General features: G+C 40.8%; 18 protein-coding genes, 1 tRNA gene and 1 pseudogene. 14 read left to right on the forward strand and 6 right to left on the reverse strand.

The window, feature by feature from the left end; all coding sequences use genetic code 11:
• Nucleotide 1 precedes the first annotated feature (1 nt).
• Nucleotides 2-75, forward strand: a tRNA-Asn gene (locus HMPREF2926_RS01835).
• Nucleotides 76-115: 40 nt separating this feature from the next.
• On the opposite strand, the pseudogene HMPREF2926_RS11405 reads toward HMPREF2926_RS01835, so the two are convergent.
• Nucleotides 116-220: pseudogene (locus HMPREF2926_RS11405) on the reverse strand (IS30 family transposase); the annotation flags it as partial.
• 128 nt (nucleotides 221-348) lie between these two features.
• Complete coding sequence (locus tag HMPREF2926_RS01840) at nucleotides 349-1704, reverse strand: aspartate kinase (protein ID WP_070586268.1); 1356 nt, start codon at nucleotides 1702-1704, stop codon at nucleotides 349-351.
• A 240-nt stretch (nucleotides 1705-1944) separates the two neighbouring features.
• Here HMPREF2926_RS01840 and HMPREF2926_RS01845 point away from each other — a divergent pair, with 240 nt between their 5' ends.
• From HMPREF2926_RS01845 to HMPREF2926_RS01905, 13 genes are all read left to right on the forward strand, one after another.
• On the forward strand, nucleotides 1945-2736 hold the full coding sequence (locus HMPREF2926_RS01845; RefSeq protein ID WP_070586269.1) for a trans-2-decenoyl-ACP isomerase: 792 nt from the start codon (nucleotides 1945-1947) through the stop codon (nucleotides 2734-2736).
• A 96-nt stretch (nucleotides 2737-2832) separates the two neighbouring features.
• Nucleotides 2833-3267 carry a fatty acid biosynthesis transcriptional regulator FabT gene (locus HMPREF2926_RS01850; protein WP_003003993.1) on the forward strand — a complete coding sequence of 145 codons (435 nt, stop codon included), beginning with the start codon at nucleotides 2833-2835 and terminating at the stop codon, nucleotides 3265-3267.
• Nucleotides 3267-4241, forward strand: a complete 975-nt coding sequence (locus HMPREF2926_RS01855; protein WP_070586270.1) for a beta-ketoacyl-ACP synthase III — start codon at nucleotides 3267-3269, stop codon at nucleotides 4239-4241. The genes HMPREF2926_RS01850 and HMPREF2926_RS01855 overlap by 1 nt, the downstream gene beginning before the upstream one ends.
• 58 nt (nucleotides 4242-4299) lie before the next feature.
• The gene (locus HMPREF2926_RS01860) at nucleotides 4300-4524 is read left to right on the forward strand and encodes an acyl carrier protein (protein ID WP_003003892.1); all 225 of its coding nucleotides are present in this window, start codon (nucleotides 4300-4302) and stop codon (nucleotides 4522-4524) included.
• A gap of 114 nt (nucleotides 4525-4638) precedes the next feature.
• Nucleotides 4639-5604 (forward strand): enoyl-[acyl-carrier-protein] reductase FabK, encoded by a 966-nt coding sequence (gene fabK, locus HMPREF2926_RS01865; protein ID WP_049522748.1) that lies wholly within the window; start codon nucleotides 4639-4641, stop codon nucleotides 5602-5604.
• A 22-nt stretch (nucleotides 5605-5626) separates the two neighbouring features.
• On the forward strand, nucleotides 5627-6547 hold the full coding sequence (gene fabD, locus HMPREF2926_RS01870) for an ACP S-malonyltransferase (RefSeq protein ID WP_070586271.1): 921 nt from the start codon (nucleotides 5627-5629) through the stop codon (nucleotides 6545-6547).
• A 12-nt stretch (nucleotides 6548-6559) separates the two neighbouring features.
• Complete coding sequence (gene fabG, locus HMPREF2926_RS01875) at nucleotides 6560-7294, forward strand: 3-oxoacyl-[acyl-carrier-protein] reductase (protein WP_003010456.1); 735 nt, start codon at nucleotides 6560-6562, stop codon at nucleotides 7292-7294.
• A gap of 61 nt (nucleotides 7295-7355) precedes the next feature.
• Nucleotides 7356-8588 (forward strand): beta-ketoacyl-ACP synthase II, encoded by a 1233-nt coding sequence (gene fabF / locus HMPREF2926_RS01880; RefSeq protein ID WP_003010454.1) that lies wholly within the window; start codon nucleotides 7356-7358, stop codon nucleotides 8586-8588.
• 3 nt (nucleotides 8589-8591) lie between these two features.
• Complete coding sequence (accB, locus tag HMPREF2926_RS01885) at nucleotides 8592-9080, forward strand: acetyl-CoA carboxylase biotin carboxyl carrier protein (protein ID WP_070586272.1); 489 nt, start codon at nucleotides 8592-8594, stop codon at nucleotides 9078-9080.
• On the forward strand, nucleotides 9077-9502 hold the full coding sequence (fabZ, locus tag HMPREF2926_RS01890; RefSeq protein ID WP_003004019.1) for a 3-hydroxyacyl-ACP dehydratase FabZ: 426 nt from the start codon (nucleotides 9077-9079) through the stop codon (nucleotides 9500-9502). Before accB ends, fabZ begins: the two co-directional genes overlap by 4 nt.
• 13 nt (nucleotides 9503-9515) lie before the next feature.
• Entirely contained in the window at nucleotides 9516-10880 is a 1365-nt protein-coding gene (locus HMPREF2926_RS01895; RefSeq protein WP_045760281.1) for an acetyl-CoA carboxylase biotin carboxylase subunit, read from the forward strand.
• A 103-nt stretch (nucleotides 10881-10983) separates the two neighbouring features.
• Nucleotides 10984-11850, forward strand: coding sequence for an acetyl-CoA carboxylase, carboxyltransferase subunit beta (gene accD, locus HMPREF2926_RS01900; protein WP_003003810.1), 867 nt, complete (start codon nucleotides 10984-10986; stop codon nucleotides 11848-11850).
• Complete coding sequence (locus HMPREF2926_RS01905) at nucleotides 11843-12613, forward strand: acetyl-CoA carboxylase carboxyl transferase subunit alpha (protein WP_021154504.1); 771 nt, start codon at nucleotides 11843-11845, stop codon at nucleotides 12611-12613. Before accD ends, HMPREF2926_RS01905 begins: the two co-directional genes overlap by 8 nt.
• 42 nt (nucleotides 12614-12655) lie before the next feature.
• On the opposite strand, the gene serS is transcribed toward HMPREF2926_RS01905, so the two are convergent.
• The 4 genes from serS to HMPREF2926_RS01925 form a co-directional block, all read right to left on the reverse strand.
• The gene (serS, locus tag HMPREF2926_RS01910; RefSeq protein ID WP_070586273.1) at nucleotides 12656-13933 is read right to left on the reverse strand and encodes a serine--tRNA ligase; all 1278 of its coding nucleotides are present in this window, start codon (nucleotides 13931-13933) and stop codon (nucleotides 12656-12658) included.
• A 217-nt stretch (nucleotides 13934-14150) separates the two neighbouring features.
• Nucleotides 14151-14519, reverse strand: coding sequence for a DUF956 family protein (locus HMPREF2926_RS01915; RefSeq protein ID WP_013904724.1), 369 nt, complete (start codon nucleotides 14517-14519; stop codon nucleotides 14151-14153).
• Between the two features lie 80 nt (nucleotides 14520-14599).
• The gene (locus tag HMPREF2926_RS01920) at nucleotides 14600-15511 is read right to left on the reverse strand and encodes a PTS system mannose/fructose/sorbose family transporter subunit IID (protein ID WP_070586274.1); all 912 of its coding nucleotides are present in this window, start codon (nucleotides 15509-15511) and stop codon (nucleotides 14600-14602) included.
• 18 nt (nucleotides 15512-15529) lie between these two features.
• Nucleotides 15530-16333: a PTS mannose/fructose/sorbose transporter subunit IIC gene (locus HMPREF2926_RS01925; RefSeq protein WP_003003888.1), complete on the reverse strand. Its 804-nt coding sequence runs from the start codon at nucleotides 16331-16333 to the stop codon at nucleotides 15530-15532.
• Nucleotides 16334-16336 lie beyond the last annotated feature (3 nt).

Consider the following 16336-nt stretch of genomic DNA (forward strand, 5'->3'; position numbering starts at 1 on the left):
TTCCGCCATAGCTCAGTTGGTAGTAGCGCATGACTGTTAATCATGATGTCGTAGGTTCGAGTCCTACTGGCGGAGTATAAGAATTAGATCAGCGGGCTGGTCTTTTTTATTTTCATTTTGATCTGCCAAGTGATGTCACAATATCTGAAACTTTTAGGTTTTCTTGATAGTATGCCTCTATCATTACAAGCTCGTTTGTGGTAAGATGAGTATGGGTCATTTATGTTAGTTCCTTTCAGACAAATGTGGTGTTTATCTGAGCCTAACATAAATAGCTTTTTTGGTCTTGCTTAATTTTACAAATTGGGAATATAAAAGCTCCGTTTTTATAACGGAGCTTTTATACTTTTAGTTATTTGGGAAAAATGCATTATATAAGGCTTTAATGGCTTTTTCTTCTTGATCTTTACTTACAACGAACATAATAGAAACCTCACTAGATCCTTGTGAGATCATTTGAATATTAATTTCATTTTCTGACAGTGCCTTAGCTGCAGTTGCGGTAACCCCTACTTGGCTCTTCATTTTTTCACCAACAATCATAATGATTGAAAGATCATGTTCAATTTCAGCTGTGTCAACTTCGAGTTTTTGTGTTAATTGTTTCAGAATTTCTTGTTCTTTGATCGGAGTCAGTTCACGTGAACGCAAAATGATAGACAAGTCATCGATTCCAGTTGGCATATGTTCCCAACTAATATTGAGATCTTCTAAAATTTGAAGGACTTTTCGACCAAAACCGACTTCTCGGTTCATGAGGTATTTGGTAGTGTTGATACTAACGAATCCTGAATCACCTGCAATCCCTACAACAGTCACATGATCATTTGAATGTTCCAAAACAATTCGGGTTCCTGGATGGTCTGGATTATTTGTATTTTTAATGACTAATGGAATTTTACCTCTGTATGCTGGAACGAGTGCTTCATCATGTAAGACTGAAAAACCTGCATAGGCTAATTCACGCATTTCCTTGTAAGTTAATTCAGGAATTGAATGTGGGTGTTTAATAATACCTGGATGTGCTGCAAAGATACCATTTACATCTGTATAGTTTTCGTATAAGTCTGCTTTTACGCCAGCTGCAATGATAGATCCTGTAATGTCAGATCCACCACGAGAAAATGTACAAATGTCCCCATCTTGGGTAACACCAAAAAAACCTGGAATGACAATTACTTCACTTGCATCTTTTAGTTCTTCAATTTTATCGTAACTAGAAGGTAAAATACGAGCGTTGGAAGGTTCTGCGGTGACTGTAATTCCTGCTTCTTTTGGATGGATATATTTTGCTTCTAATCCATTTTGATTAAAATAGGCAGCTATGAGTTTAGCGTTGTTGTTTTCACCGGCTGCCAAAAATGCATCGTATGTAAATGGATTTCCTTTTTTAGGCAAATTTGTCAGATCATAGATATCTTCAGCAATTTCTTGAATGATAGAATCTTTGAGACCCAATTCTTCTGTAATGGCACGATAACGCTCAATAATCCACTGTTGTGTTTGCGTAACATCTTTATCTGAAGTGAATTCTTTATAATAACGGATCAGTGCATCTGTTACTTTTGTATCTTCTGCATTTCGCTTACCAGGAGCTGATACAACTACAAATCTTCTTTCTGGATCATCTTTAATGATATTAAGTACTTTTTTTAATTGTGGAGCTGATGCTAGAGAACTTCCACCGAATTTAGTTACTTTCATATTTTCTCCTTAATAGTTTCATTAGTACATTATACCAAACTTCAGTTGTTGATACAATGTATTTATAAATAGGGCATAGAATAGGTGGATCTTATGAGGCTAGAAATTGTCATAATTCAAATTTTACAATTTTGTTACATCTTATAGATATATTTTACTATTCTTATTTTTTATGGTATGATATGTTATACTTAAAAAGTTTTAATATCAAAATATTTTATATTTAAACAAAAGGAGTCTGTGATGTTTGAAACAATTTTGTATTCTGTCGAAAACGATCTCGCGTCAATTTCTTTAAATCGTCCTGAAGTTTCCAATGGTTTTAACATTCCAATGTGTCAGGAAATTTTAGCTGCCTTGGAAGATGCAGAAAAAAATGAGGAAGTAAAATTCATTATTCTATCAGCAGAAGGGAAAATCTTTTCAGTTGGTGGAGATTTGAGTGAAATGAAACGCGCAGTCGATGCAGATGACATCGAGTCTCTTGTTTTAATTGCTGAATTAGTTAATACTATTTCTAAGAAGATTAAGCAATTACCTAAGCCGGTTATTATGGTAGCTGATGGAGCGGTCGCAGGAGCGGCGGCCAACATAGCAGTAGCTGTTGATTTTTGTATTATTAGTGATCGTACTAAATTTATTCAAGCCTTTGTTGGGGTTGGTTTAGCACCAGATGCGGGTGGGTTATTCTTATTAGGAAAAGCTATTGGCATGTCTCGGGCTACTCATTTAGTAATGACGGGTGAAGCTTTGACTGCTGAAAAGGCATTTGATTATGGCCTAGCTTATCGTCTTTGTGAATCTGAAAGACTCGATAAAACAGTTGAGCAATTGCTTAAAAAATTAAGAAGAGGATCTTCAAATTCTTATGCTGCCATGAAAGAAATGGTTTGGGAAGCATTCTTGAAAGAATGGGACCAATATGCGGGTCTTGAATTGGATTTGCAAAAGAAACTAGCATTTACAGAAGATTTCAAGGAAGGGGTTATTGCCTACTCTGAGAAACGTCGGCCACAATTTAAAGGAAAATAAATTTGTAATTTTTCTATGTTTTGTGAAAAAATACTTGCAAATTATTTTCATTTTTGATAAAATTTGACTATCAAAGTAAAATTAGGAGGTGGAGTTTTGAATTACCAATTAGTTAACGACTATTTAACATCCATCTTTAATAATGTTTTGGTTATTGAGGAGTCGAGCCTAAGAGCAAGTCGATTCAAAGATGTTTCTATTAAAGAAATGCATACGATCGATGTGATTGGTTCGACACCGAATGCAACCCCGAGTGATATTTCACGGGAGTTGATGGTGACTTTGGGGACTGTCACGACAAGTTTGAATAATCTTGAGCGCAAAGGGTATATCGAAAGAAGAAGATCGGAAGTTGATCGCCGGGTTGTACACTTGAGTTTAACAAAGAACGGTCGTCTACTTTATCGTCTTCATCAGCAATTCCATAAACGGATGGTCAACCAGATTATTGGAGATATGAGTCCCGAAGAGAAGAAAGTGATGCAAAAAGGATTGCAAAATCTGTATCGTTTCTTGGAGGAAATTAAATAATGGTCTTTGCTAAAATTAGTCAAGTTGCTCATTATGCACCTGACCAAGTCGTATCAAATGATGATTTGGCTGAGATCATGGATACAAGTGATGAATGGATCAGTAGTCGGACAGGTATCCTTCGGCGTCACATTTCAAAAGATGAGACGACAAGTGATCTAGCAACAATTGTTGCACAAAGATTATTAGCAAAAGCAAACTTAGATGCTGAGGAAATTGATTTCATCGTTGTTGCTACGATTACTCCAGACAGCTTAATGCCATCAACTGCAGCCCGGGTACAAGCTAATATTGGAGCTTCTCGAGCTTTTGCCTTTGATCTGACTGCAGCATGCAGTGGATTTGTATTTGCATTAGCCACTGCTGAAAAATACATTTCTTCAGGTATGTACCGGCGAGGAATTGTGATCGGTAGTGAGACGCTTTCAAAAGTATTAGACTGGTCAGACCGTTCCACTTCAGTCCTTTTTGGAGATGGAGCTGGTGGTGTCTTGCTTGAAGCAAGCGATCAAAAATCGTTTTTTGCTGAGAATCTTTTTACAGATGGTAGCCGAGGTGCTAGTCTTGAGTCTTGCTATTTGGGTCTGTCTTCCCCTTATTCAGAGGAAGTTTCCGATCGAAGATATCTGACAATGGATGGACGGGCAGTTTTTGATTTTGCCATTCGTGATGTCACGAAAAGTATTCAAAAAATTATAGCAGACGCCTCTATAGAAGCAGAAGAGATTGACTATTTTCTTTTACATCAGGCGAATGACCGAATGTTAGATAAGATGTCAAAAAAACTGGGTGTCTCTAGAGAGAAGATCCCAGCAAATATGATGGAATATGGGAACACTAGTGCTGCTAGTATCCCCATTCTATTATCGGAGTGTGTCGAGAATCATCGAATCAAGATGGATGGAAGTCAAAAAATTCTTCTTACAGGATTCGGTGGAGGTTTGACATGGGGCACACTTCTTGTTACAATCTAGTTAAACATGTGGAAACACATTTTAAAAATTTATATATTATTTTTTAAGGAGGCCTGTCATGGCAGTATTTGAAAAAGTACAAGAAATTATCGTTGAAGAACTTGGTAAAGAACCATCAGAAGTAACTCTTGAATCTACATTCGAAGATTTAGAAGCAGATTCATTGGATTTGTTCCAAGTTATCTCTGAAATTGAAGATGCTTTTGACATCCAAATCGAAACTGAAGAAGGATTGTCTACAGTTGGTGACCTTGTCGCTTACGTAGAAGAAAAAACAAAATAATGATAGATGAGAGTATCGAAAGATATTCTCTCTTGTTTAGGTAATAGTTTGAGGCTCAAAGAAACAATCTTTTAAACTCAAACTATTACTTAAGCGAAAAAAGAGGTAGGTATAATGCAAACACGAATTACTGAACTATTGAATATTAAATATCCAATCTTCCAAGGTGGGATGGCATGGGTCGCTGATGGTGACTTGGCTGGAGCAGTATCAAATGCCGGTGGTCTTGGAATCATTGGTGGCGGGAACGCTCCAAAAGAAGTTGTAAAGGCTAACATTGATAAAGTGAAGTCTATTACAGATAAACCTTTTGGTGTAAATATCATGCTCTTGTCCCCATTCGCGGATGACATTGTTGACCTGGTGATTGAAGAAGGTGTAAAAGTTGTTACAACTGGTGCTGGAAATCCTGGGAAATACATGGATCGTTTCCATGAAGCAGGGATCACTGTCATTCCTGTTGTTCCATCTGTTGCCCTTGCAAAACGGATGGAAAAATTGGGTGCCGATGCAGTGATTGCAGAAGGAATGGAAGCTGGAGGTCACATTGGTAAATTGACGACTATGACCTTGGTTCGTCAAGTGGTTGAAGCTGTTTCTATTCCAGTAATTGGTGCTGGAGGTGTCGCTGATGGTGCCGGTGCTGCAGCTGTCTTTATGTTAGGTGCCGAAGCTGTTCAGGTGGGAACTCGTTTCGTGGTTGCTAAAGAATCTAATGCTCACCAAAACTTTAAGAATAAAATCTTGAAAGCGAAAGATATTGATACGGTAGTTTCAGCATCAGTTGTTGGACACCCTGTTCGTGCGATCAAGAATAAATTGGCTTCTGCCTATAACCAAGCTGAAAAAGATTTCTTGGCAGGTAAGAAGACTCAAGAAGAAATTGAAGAATTAGGAGCAGGTGCCCTTCGCAATGCCGTTGTTGATGGAGATGTTGACAATGGATCTGTAATGGCAGGTCAAATTGCTGGACTTGTCAGCAAGGAAGAAACTTGTGCTGAAATTCTAGAAGATATCTATTATGGTGCAGCCAAGGTGATTCAAAGAGAGGCTGCTCGTTGGGCAGATGTAAACGTCTAAAAACGTCGAAAGGATTAGGATAGTGACAAAACGTGCGTTCTTATTTGCTGGTCAAGGGGCTCAGAAATTGGGCATGGCGAGCGATTTGTATGCGGCTTATCCCGTTGTTAAAGAGACATTTGATACGGCTAGTCGTATTCTAGGTTATGATTTGCGTGAATTGATTGATTCTAACGAAGAAAAACTGAATCAGACACGCTATACTCAACCAGCTATTTTGACAACGTCAGTAGCCATTTATCGTCTCTTAGCAGAAAATGGTATCACTCCTGATATTGTTGCCGGCCTCTCTTTGGGGGAATATTCTGCCTTAGTTGCGGCTGGAGCTCTTTCGTTTGAAGATGCAGTAGCTTTGGTTGCGAAACGTGGTGAATTCATGGAAACAGCAGCTCCTGCTGGAAGTGGTAAAATGGTTGCTGTTATGAATACAGATCCAAGTTTGATCGAAGAGATTTGTCAACAAGCATCCGAAAAGGGTGTAGTAACACCAGCTAACTACAATACGCCAGCACAAATTGTGATTGGTGGTGAGGTTGCGGCTGTGGACTATGCTGTGGAACTATTGCAGGAAGCAGGTGCCAAACGCTTGATCCCTTTGAATGTGTCAGGTCCATTCCACACAGCCTTACTGGAATCTGCTAGTCAAAAATTGGCGGCTGAACTAGAAACAGTATCATTTAATGATTTTGATCTTCCTTTAGTTGGGAATACAGAAGCTACTATCATGAAGTCAGAAGATGTGAATGCACTTTTGGCCCGTCAAGTAAAAGAACCGGTTCGTTTCTATGATTCAATTGCTACGATTCAAGACTTTGGTGTAGATGAGGTCATCGAGATCGGACCTGGAAAAGTCTTGTCAGGATTCTTGAAGAAAATTGATAAAACTCTTCCAACTCATAACGTCGAAGATCAGGCTAGTCTAGATGCACTTCTGAATGCTTAAAACGAGGTAAAAATGGAACTTAAAAATAAAAATGTTTTTGTAACAGGTTCAACACGCGGAATTGGATTGGCTGTGGCTCATAAATTTGCGAGTCTCGGTGCCAATGTTGTCCTAAATGGACGTTCTGAAATTTCTGAGGACTTGCTTGCACAGTTTGCTGACTATGGTGTGACTGTTGTTGGTATTTCTGGGGATATTTCTAATGGCGAAGATGCGCAACGTATGGTGGCTGAGGCAATTGAAAAGCTTGGAAGTGTTGATGTTTTGGTCAATAACGCTGGGATCACAAACGACAAGTTGATGTTGAAAATGACTGAAGAAGATTTTGAACGGGTCTTGAAAATCAACTTGACCGGTGCCTTTAATATGACACAAGCTGTCTTGAAACCTATGTCTAAAGCTCGTCAAGGGGCCATTATCAACATGTCCTCTGTTGTTGGTCTAATGGGGAATATCGGTCAAGCTAACTATGCGGCTTCAAAAGCTGGTTTGATTGGTTTCACTAAATCAGTAGCGCGTGAAGTTGCGGCTCGTGGCGTTCGTGTGAATGCCATTGCACCTGGTTTCATTGAATCGGATATGACTGACGCTATTCCAGAGAAAATGAAAGATGCCATGCTAGCTCAAGTGCCAATGAAACGAATTGGTCAAGCTGAAGAAGTGGCAGAAGTTGCGGCTTTCTTGGCAGGTCAAGAATATTTAACTGGTCAAACAATTGCCATTGATGGCGGCATGACTATGCAATAATGAATGCTCACTGATCGAAAATCACTTACTTAAATATCCATCCGACAAAAGGAGAATATATATGTCTACAAATCGTGTTGTTGTTACAGGTTACGGTGTAACCTCACCAATCGGAAATACACCAGAGGAGTTCTGGAATAGCCTTCATGAAGGAAAAATTGGGATCAAGCCCATTACAAAATTTGATGCTTCTGAAATTCCAGTCTTTAATGCTGGTGAAATTCAAGATTTCCCATTCGATAAATATTTCGTGAAAAAAGATCAAAATCGTATGGATACTTACTCATTGTATGCAATCTATGCTGCGATGGAAGCTATTGAAAATTCAGGCTTGAACATGGAAGAAGAAGACCGCGATCGTGTAGGTGTGATTGTATCATCTGGTATCGGTGGTTTGCAAGAATTGGAAGATCAAATTATCCGGATGCATGAACGTGGGATGAAGAGAATCCAACCAATGTTTATTCCAAAAGCTCTTTCAAACATGGGTGCTGGAAACATCGCACTTAAGATTGGGGCTCAAGGGGTATGTAAATCCGTGACAACAGCTTGTGCTTCTGCCAATGATGCAATTGGTGAAGCTTTCCGTGAAATTAAATTTGGTATGCATGATGTTGTTTTGGCAGGTGGTGCTGAAGCTTCGATTACTAAGATTGGTATCGGTGGTTTCAATGCCCTTACGGCTCTTTCAACAACGGAAGACCCAGAACGTTCCTCTATTCCATTTGACAAAGACCGCAATGGTTTTGTGATGGGTGAAGGTGCAGGGGTTCTTGTCATCGAAAGCTTGGAACATGCCCAAAAACGTGGTGCTAATATTTTAGCTGAGATTGTTGGTTACGGTTCAAACTGTGATGCCTACCATATGACAACACCTACACCAGATGGTTCAGGTGCGGCTAAAGCGATTAAATTGGCTATTAATGAAGCTGGTATCAAACCTGAAGATGTTGATTATGTTAATGCTCACGGGACATCAACACCTGCCAATGAAAAAGGTGAAAGTGGTGCCATTGTTTCTGTACTTGGTAAAGAAGTTCCAGTATCATCTACGAAATCATTTACAGGGCACTTGCTTGGTGCTGCTGGTGCAGTTGAAGCGATTGCTACTATCGAAGCGATTCGTCACAGCTTTGTACCAAAAACTGCTGGTACCAAAGAATTGTCTGACTATATCGAAGCAAACGTTGTTTATGGTGAAGGTCAAGAAGCGGATATTCAGTATGCTATCTCAAATACCTTTGGTTTTGGAGGACACAATGCTGTTCTGGCCTTTAAACGTTGGGAGGGTTAATTCATGAATATTTCTGAAATCAAAGATTTGTTGGCTCAATTTGATGCGTCAACTTTGCGTGAATTCTCATATAAAAATAATGGCGAAGAATTGAATTTGAGTAAAAACCAAACGAGTTCAGTTGCGACTACACCGGTTTCTCCTGCAGTTGAAGTGGTAGCAACTCCTCAAACTCCTGTAGTAGCCCCTGTTGTTGAAGCACCAGCAACTCCAGCTGTAGCGGCTGAACCAGTTGCTGCTCCAGCTCAGGCTGCAGAAGGTGATGTGGTTGAAAGTCCATTGGTTGGGGTGGCTTACTTGTCGCCAGCTCCGGATAAACCAGCCTTTGTATCTGTAGGAGACAAAGTTACTAAGGGTCAAACACTCTTGATTATCGAAGCCATGAAAGTGATGAATGAAGTCCCAGCACCAAAAGATGGGGTAGTCACTGAAATTTTGGTAACGAATGAAGAAATGGTTGAATTTGGAAAAGGATTGGTTCGAATCAAATGACAATTGATATTAATGCTATTCGTGAGGCTTTGCCGCATCGTTACCCAATGCTTTTGGTGGATCGCGTTTTAGAAACAAGCGAAGATACGATTGTTGCCATTAAAAACGTGACAATTAATGAACCATTTTTTAATGGACATTTTCCACAATATCCTGTTATGCCAGGTGTTCTCATCATGGAAGCTTTGGCACAAACAGCAGGTGTACTAGAGTTGTCAAAACCTGAAAATAAAGGAAAATTAGTCTTTTATGCAGGGATGGACAAGGTGAAGTTTAAAAAACAAGTCGTTCCAGGAGATCAACTGGTGATGACAGCTACTTTTGTCAAACGTCGTGGAACAATTGCTGTTGTTGAAGCGAAAGCAGAAGTAGACGGTAAGCTTGCAGCTTCAGGAACGCTTACGTTTGCAATTGGAAATTAAGAAAGGCCTATCTATGTTTCGTAAGATCTTAATCGCCAATCGTGGTGAGATTGCAGTTCGTATTATTCGTGCGGCTCGTGAACTTGGCATCGAGACGGTTGCAGTGTATTCTACTGCTGATAAAGAAGCCTTGCATACCTTACTAGCGGATGAAGCAGTCTGTATTGGACCTGCTAAATCAACAGAGTCTTATTTGAATATGAGTGCTGTCTTGTCTGCAGCTGTTCTAACAGGAGCAGAAGCTATCCATCCTGGTTTTGGATTTTTAAGTGAAAACTCAAAATTTGCGACCATGTGTGAGGAAGTGGGCATTAAATTTATTGGTCCTTCTGCTAAAGTCATGGATTTGATGGGGGATAAGATTAATGCTCGTAAACAGATGATCAAAGCAGGAGTACCTGTTATTCCTGGATCAGATGGTGAAGTGTATACTGCTGAAGAAGCCCTCGAGATTGCAGAGCGTATTGGTTACCCTGTGATGTTGAAAGCATCTGCAGGAGGCGGTGGTAAAGGAATTCGGAAGGTTGAAAAACCAGAAGATTTGGTTGCTGCTTTTGAATCTGCTTCCTCAGAAGCTCAAGCTGCTTTTGGAAATGGTGCCATGTATATGGAACGGGTGATTTATCCGGCACGCCACATTGAAGTACAGATTTTAGCGGATCAGCATGGACATGTTATTCACTTAGGTGAACGCGATTGTTCTCTTCAACGAAATAACCAAAAAGTTCTAGAAGAATCCCCTTCGATTGCTATTGGAAAAACGCTTCGTGATCGGATTGGTTCTGCAGCTGTTCGTGCAGCTGAATCAGTTGGGTACGAGAATGCTGGAACGATTGAATTCTTGTATGATGAAGGCAAGGGTGAGTTCTACTTTATGGAAATGAATACCCGTGTCCAAGTAGAGCATCCTGTCACGGAATTTGTAACAGGAGTTGATATCGTTAAGGAACAGATTAAAATCGCAGCTGGCCAAGAATTATCCGTTACTCAAGAGGATATTGTCATTAAAGGCCATGCGATTGAATGCCGGATCAATGCGGAAAATCCTTCCTTCAACTTTGCACCTAGCCCTGGTAAGATCACTAATCTCTATCTTCCAAGTGGTGGGGTTGGCTTGCGTGTGGATTCTGCTGTGTATCCTGGTTATACGATTCCGCCATACTATGATAGTATGATTGCCAAAATCATTGTCCATGGGGAAAATCGCTTTGATGCACTGATGAAAATGCAGCGTGCTCTTTATGAGTTGGAAATCGATGGTGTCACCACCAATAGCAGTTTCCAGTTGGATTTGATTTCAGATTCACATGTGATCGCTGGTGATTATGACACTGCATTTTTGATGGAACAATTCCTTCCAAATTATAATAAGGAATGATGAAAAAGCCTGGACTTGTGAGGGAAGTATGAACATCATCTTCACAGTTTCAGGCTTTTATAGTAATGCTTCAGATACTGTAGCATATTATAAGGAGTAAGTAATGGCATTATTTTCTAAAAAAGATAAATATATTCGGATCAATCCGAATAGGTCAGCCTGGAAGGAGCCTCAGCCAAAACCTGAAGTTCCTGATGAACTATTTTCACAATGCCCAGGTTGTAAACATACCATTTACCAAAAGGATTTAGGTAGTGAGCGTGTCTGCCCGAATTGTGGCTATACCTTCCGTATTTCTGCTAAAGAACGCTTGGCGCTGACAGTGGATCCAGCTAGCTTTGAAGAAATGTTTACAGGAATCGAAACGACAGATCCTTTGAATTTCCCAAATTATAAGAAGAAACTAGCAGCAGTGCGGGAAATGACAGGACTGGATGAAGCTGTCCTGACTGGAACTGCCTTGATTAAAGGTCAAAAAGTTGCGCTTGGGATCATGGATTCCAACTTTATCATGGCTTCAATGGGTTCTGTAGTAGGCGAAAAAATTACTCGTTTATTTGAATTTGCGACAAAAGAAAAATTGCCAGTTGTTCTTTTTACCGCTTCCGGTGGTGCTCGGATGCAAGAAGGAATCGTGAGTTTGATGCAAATGGCAAAAATTTCTGCGGCTGTTCAACGCCATTCCAAAGAAAAATTATTCTATTTGACGGTATTGACAGATCCGACAACTGGTGGGGTGACAGCCTCATTTGCTATGGAAGGTGATATTATCATGGCAGAGAGTCAAGCCTTGGTCGGGTTTGCTGGTCGACGCGTGATCGAATCAACTGTGCGTGAAAAATTGCCTGATGATTTCCAAAAAGCAGAATTTCTACAAGAACATGGATTTGTAGACTTGATCGTGGAGAGAAGTCAAATCCGAGCGACAGTTGGACAATTATTAGCCCTTCATGGAGGTAAACATGAGTAAAATAACACAGATTATTAAAGAAGCACGTGACCAAGGAAGATTGACTGCGCTTGATTTTGCTCAAGGAATTTTTGATGATTTTATCGAATTACATGGAGATCGAAACTTCCGTGATGATGGTGCGGTGATTGGTGGGATTGGACGCTTAGGCGATCAAACGGTTACAGTCGTTGGAATCCAAAAAGGAAAAAATCTTCAAGATAATCTAAAACGTAATTTTGGGCAACCCCATCCAGAAGGCTATCGAAAAGCTTTGCGCCTCATGAAGCAAGCGGAGAAATTTGGTCGTCCAGTTGTGACCTTTATCAATACAGCGGGTGCTTATCCTGGTGTTGGTGCTGAAGAACGAGGACAAGGTGAAGCCATTGCCCGTAACCTCATGGAAATGAGTGATCTAAAAGTTCCAATTATCGCGATTATCATCGGAGAAGGTGGCTCTGGTGGTGCCTTGGCTCTTGCTGTGGCAGATAAGGTCTGGATGCTTGAGAACTCCATCTATGCAGTCTTGAGTCCAGAAGGTTTTGCCTCTATTCTTTGGAAAGATGGAAGTCGTGCTATGGAAGCAGCAGAGTTGATGAAGATTACTTCTCACGAATTGTTAAATATGGAAATTGTCGATAAGGTGATTCCCGAGCATGGATTTTCAAATGGAGAACTACTGGCTCAAGTGAAGAAGGAATTACAGGAAGAGTTAAAGGTTTTACAAGCTTTACCTCTCGAAGAGCTTCTGGAGCAACGCTACCAACGTTTTCGTAAATATTAAAAAACTGAGCTTGCAATTTGCAAGACTCAGTTTTTTTAAACTTTATTTTGGTGCGATGACTTCTGCGCCACCCATGTATGGGCGAAGGACTTCTGGAATGGTCACAGAACCGTCTTCGTTTTGGTAGTTTTCAAGAATAGCAGCGACGGTACGTCCGACAGCTAACCCTGAACCGTTCAAAGTGTGAAGGAGTTTTACCTTGCCATCTGCTTCATCACGGTAGCGGATTTGCGCACGGCGAGCTTGGAAATCTTCTGTATTAGAACAGCTTGAGATTTCACGGTAGGTGTTTTGCGCTGGAATCCATACTTCCAAGTCATAAGTCTTGGCAGCTGAGAAGCCCATGTCTCCCGTTGAGAGAGCTACCACACGGTATGGAAGGTTGAGTTTTTGAAGGATATTTTCAGCATTGACAACCATTTTTTCCAATTCATCATATGATTCTTCTGGTTTGGCAAATTTCACCATTTCAACCTTATGGAATTGGTGCAAACGGATCAAGCCACGGGTATCACGACCGGCTGAACCAGCTTCTGAACGGAAAGATGGACTCATAGCGGTGAAGTAGATTGGAAGATCTTTCCCATCAAGAATTTCATCGCGATAGTAGTTTGTCAAAGGAACTTCAGCTGTTGGAATGAGGACATAATTGGTATCGCTAAGTTCAAAAGTATCTTCCTTGAATTTTGGATATTGACCAGTACCAAACATAGAATCATGGTTGACCATGTAAGGAGGGATGACTTCAGTGTAGCCTTCCTTGCCATGTTCATCCAACATGAAGTTGTAGATAGCACGTTCTAAGCGAGCTCCAAGTCCTTTGTAGAAGAGGAAACGAGCACCAGTGACTTTAGCCCCGCGTTCCCAGTCAAGGATACCAAGGTCTTCACCTAAATCCCAGTGAGCTTTTGGTTCAAAGCCAAATTCGCGCGGTGTTCCCCAACGACGAACCTCAACATTGTCATCCTCATCTGCTCCAACAGGGACACTATCAGCAGGGATGTTTGGAAGGGTAGTAGTGAATTCAGTTAATTTTGCATCGATTTCAGCCAATTCTGTATCCAGGGCTTTGACTTCAGCAGAGAGGGTTTGCATGGCAGCAATCTTATCATCTGCATTTTCCTTGTTGCGTTTAGCTTGTGCGATTTCAGCAGATACAGTGTTACGCTCTGCTTTGAGATTTTCTACTTTGACTAAGATATCTCGACGTTTGGCATCGATTTCTTTCATTTCATTCAAAATAGCTGCATCTACGCCACGTGTTGCCAATTTTTTAGCAACCGCATCAAAGTCTGTACGAATCCGTTTAATATCTAACATAGCTTCTCCTTTAACAAAAAACACACCTGTTAGAGTGTTGGAGTGGCAGAGCCACGGTTCCATCCAACTTCACAGGTGTGCACTTGATTCAATATTGTATTTTAAAGAAACGGTAGAATTTCAATTAAGATTTCTATCTGCTCGCAGCAACCGCAGACTTTCTGAAAGAGCCTCTTAACTTACTTATCCGTTTGCGTCTATTATACAAGAAAAGATCCTATTTTGCAAATAGATTTTTAATTTTAGCCGTGATGGTTTGGATCAATGTAGGAAGTTTGACAATTTTATCATTTCCTAGATGTTCCCGAGCAATCTTTAAAATTTTTCCAGAGTCTTTTGAAGCAAAGAGAAATTTTGATTCTCTAGTATAGATTTCAAAATGGCGGCTAATTTTACGTCCGGATACATTGGCTCCGATTTGATCGATTTCTTGCCAGGGAATTTGGATGTAGTCTTCAACATTAGCATCCGCATAAAATTCAAAAGCGGCATTCCCGACTAGGATTTTTCCAACCTTTCCCCCCACTCCAAGGTAAGAAACCCCTGTAGTATGGAATTCAACGGTTTTATTCAATGATTGAGCCATGAGATCCTCCTGTATTGCTGTTCACTCCATTATATCATAATAAAAAGAAGGCCGAAACCTTCTTTTTTGTTGATCTTTGCTTACATCAAGCCAGCAACGTGTGCTAATACACCGATTACAAAGAGAGCGATGATGATAGTGATTGGAGATACTTTTTTCTTCAACAACCACATACAAGCAAAAGTAAGAAGCAATCCCATCAAACCAGGAATCAATGAATCCAAGTTTTGTTGGAAAGTTGTAACTTTTTCAGGTGTTTGAGATAGGCCTGAACCAACTTGAGCGAAGGCTTCTTGGATACCCTTGTATCCTTCAGGAAGTTTATCCCAGTGGATATAAGCTTTATCGGCTAATTTGACAGAAGAAACATTGAAGACGAATTTAATAGATACCCAACGTTCTACCAAAACAGCGAGGATGAACATCCCAAGGATAGAAGCCCCTTTAGTGATGTCTTGCAAGATCCCACCAGACATATCTTTGGTAATTTCAGAACCTGCTTTGTAGCCAAGTTCTTGCGTGTACCACAAGAAGGCCATACGAATTGCATTCCATGCGATAAAGAAGATAAGTGGACCAAGGATATTACCAGACGCAGCAAGTGATGCACCAAGGGCACCAAGGATAGGACGTACTGTAAACCAGAAGACTGGATCTCCGATACCCGCCAAAGGACCCATCATACCAATTTTAACCCCTTGGATGGCAGCATCGTCAATCGCAGCACCGTTTGCTCTTTCTTCTTCAAGAGCAAGTGTTACCCCGATGATAGGAGCGGCAACGTATGGGTGAGTGTTAAAGAATTCCATGTGACGTTCAAGAGCAGCCGCTTGGTCTTCTTTCTTTGTGTAGAGTTTTTTGATAGCTGGGATCAATGAGTAAGCCCAACCCAAGTTTTGCATCCGTTCATAGTTCCAAGAACCTTGCAAGAAGGTTGAACGCCACCAAACTTTTTGACGATCTGATTTAGATAATTGTAATTTTTCAGTCATGATAGTGTCACACCTTTCTTAATAGTCTTCGAGAATGTCGCCAATTGGATCGTTAGAAGTAGCGGCACCGCCACCTCCATTGCCACCTTTCTTAGAAAGAGTAAGGTAGATCAAGGCAAGGGCAACACCAATTGCTCCAAGGGCAATCAAGGTCAATTGGCTAACAGCTGCAAGAGCAAAACCGATGGCAAAGAATGGCCATACTTCACGGCTCGCCATCATGTTGATAACCATGGCATAACCAACGGCTACAACCATACCACCACCGATTTGCATTCCATCAGAGAGCCATTTTGGCATTTGTTCAAGAGCAGTTTTGACAGTTTCAGCAGGAATCATCAACAAGAGGGCTGCAGGAATGGCGATACGAAGACCTTGAAGAAGAAGGGCCACAAAGTGAGCGCGTTCTACACCTTTGATATCCCCTTTTCTAGCAGCAGCGTCGGCAGTGTGAACCAAACCAACGGAAAGGGTACGGACGATCATGGTCAAGAAAAGACCAGCAACTGCAAGTGGAATAGCGACACTTTGAGCGACAGCGATTCCTTTTGTACTGAAGTCTCCCCCAAGTACCATGATGATGGCAGCAGCGACAGATGCAAGGGCAGCATCGGGTGCAACTGCGGCACCAATGTTTGCCCAGCCAAGTGCAATAAATTGAAGTGAACCACCAAGCATAATGCCAGCAGTCAAATTACCTGTTACCAAACCGATTAAGGTACAAGCAACAAGGGGTTGGTGGAATTGGAATTGGTCAAGGATACCTTCAAGACCTGCTAAGAAGGCAACAACGACCACTAATACCATAGAAATAATAGACATGTT

The organism is Streptococcus sp. HMSC078D09 (genome assembly GCF_001813675.1).
Classification (GTDB): Bacteria; Bacillota; Bacilli; order Lactobacillales; family Streptococcaceae; genus Streptococcus.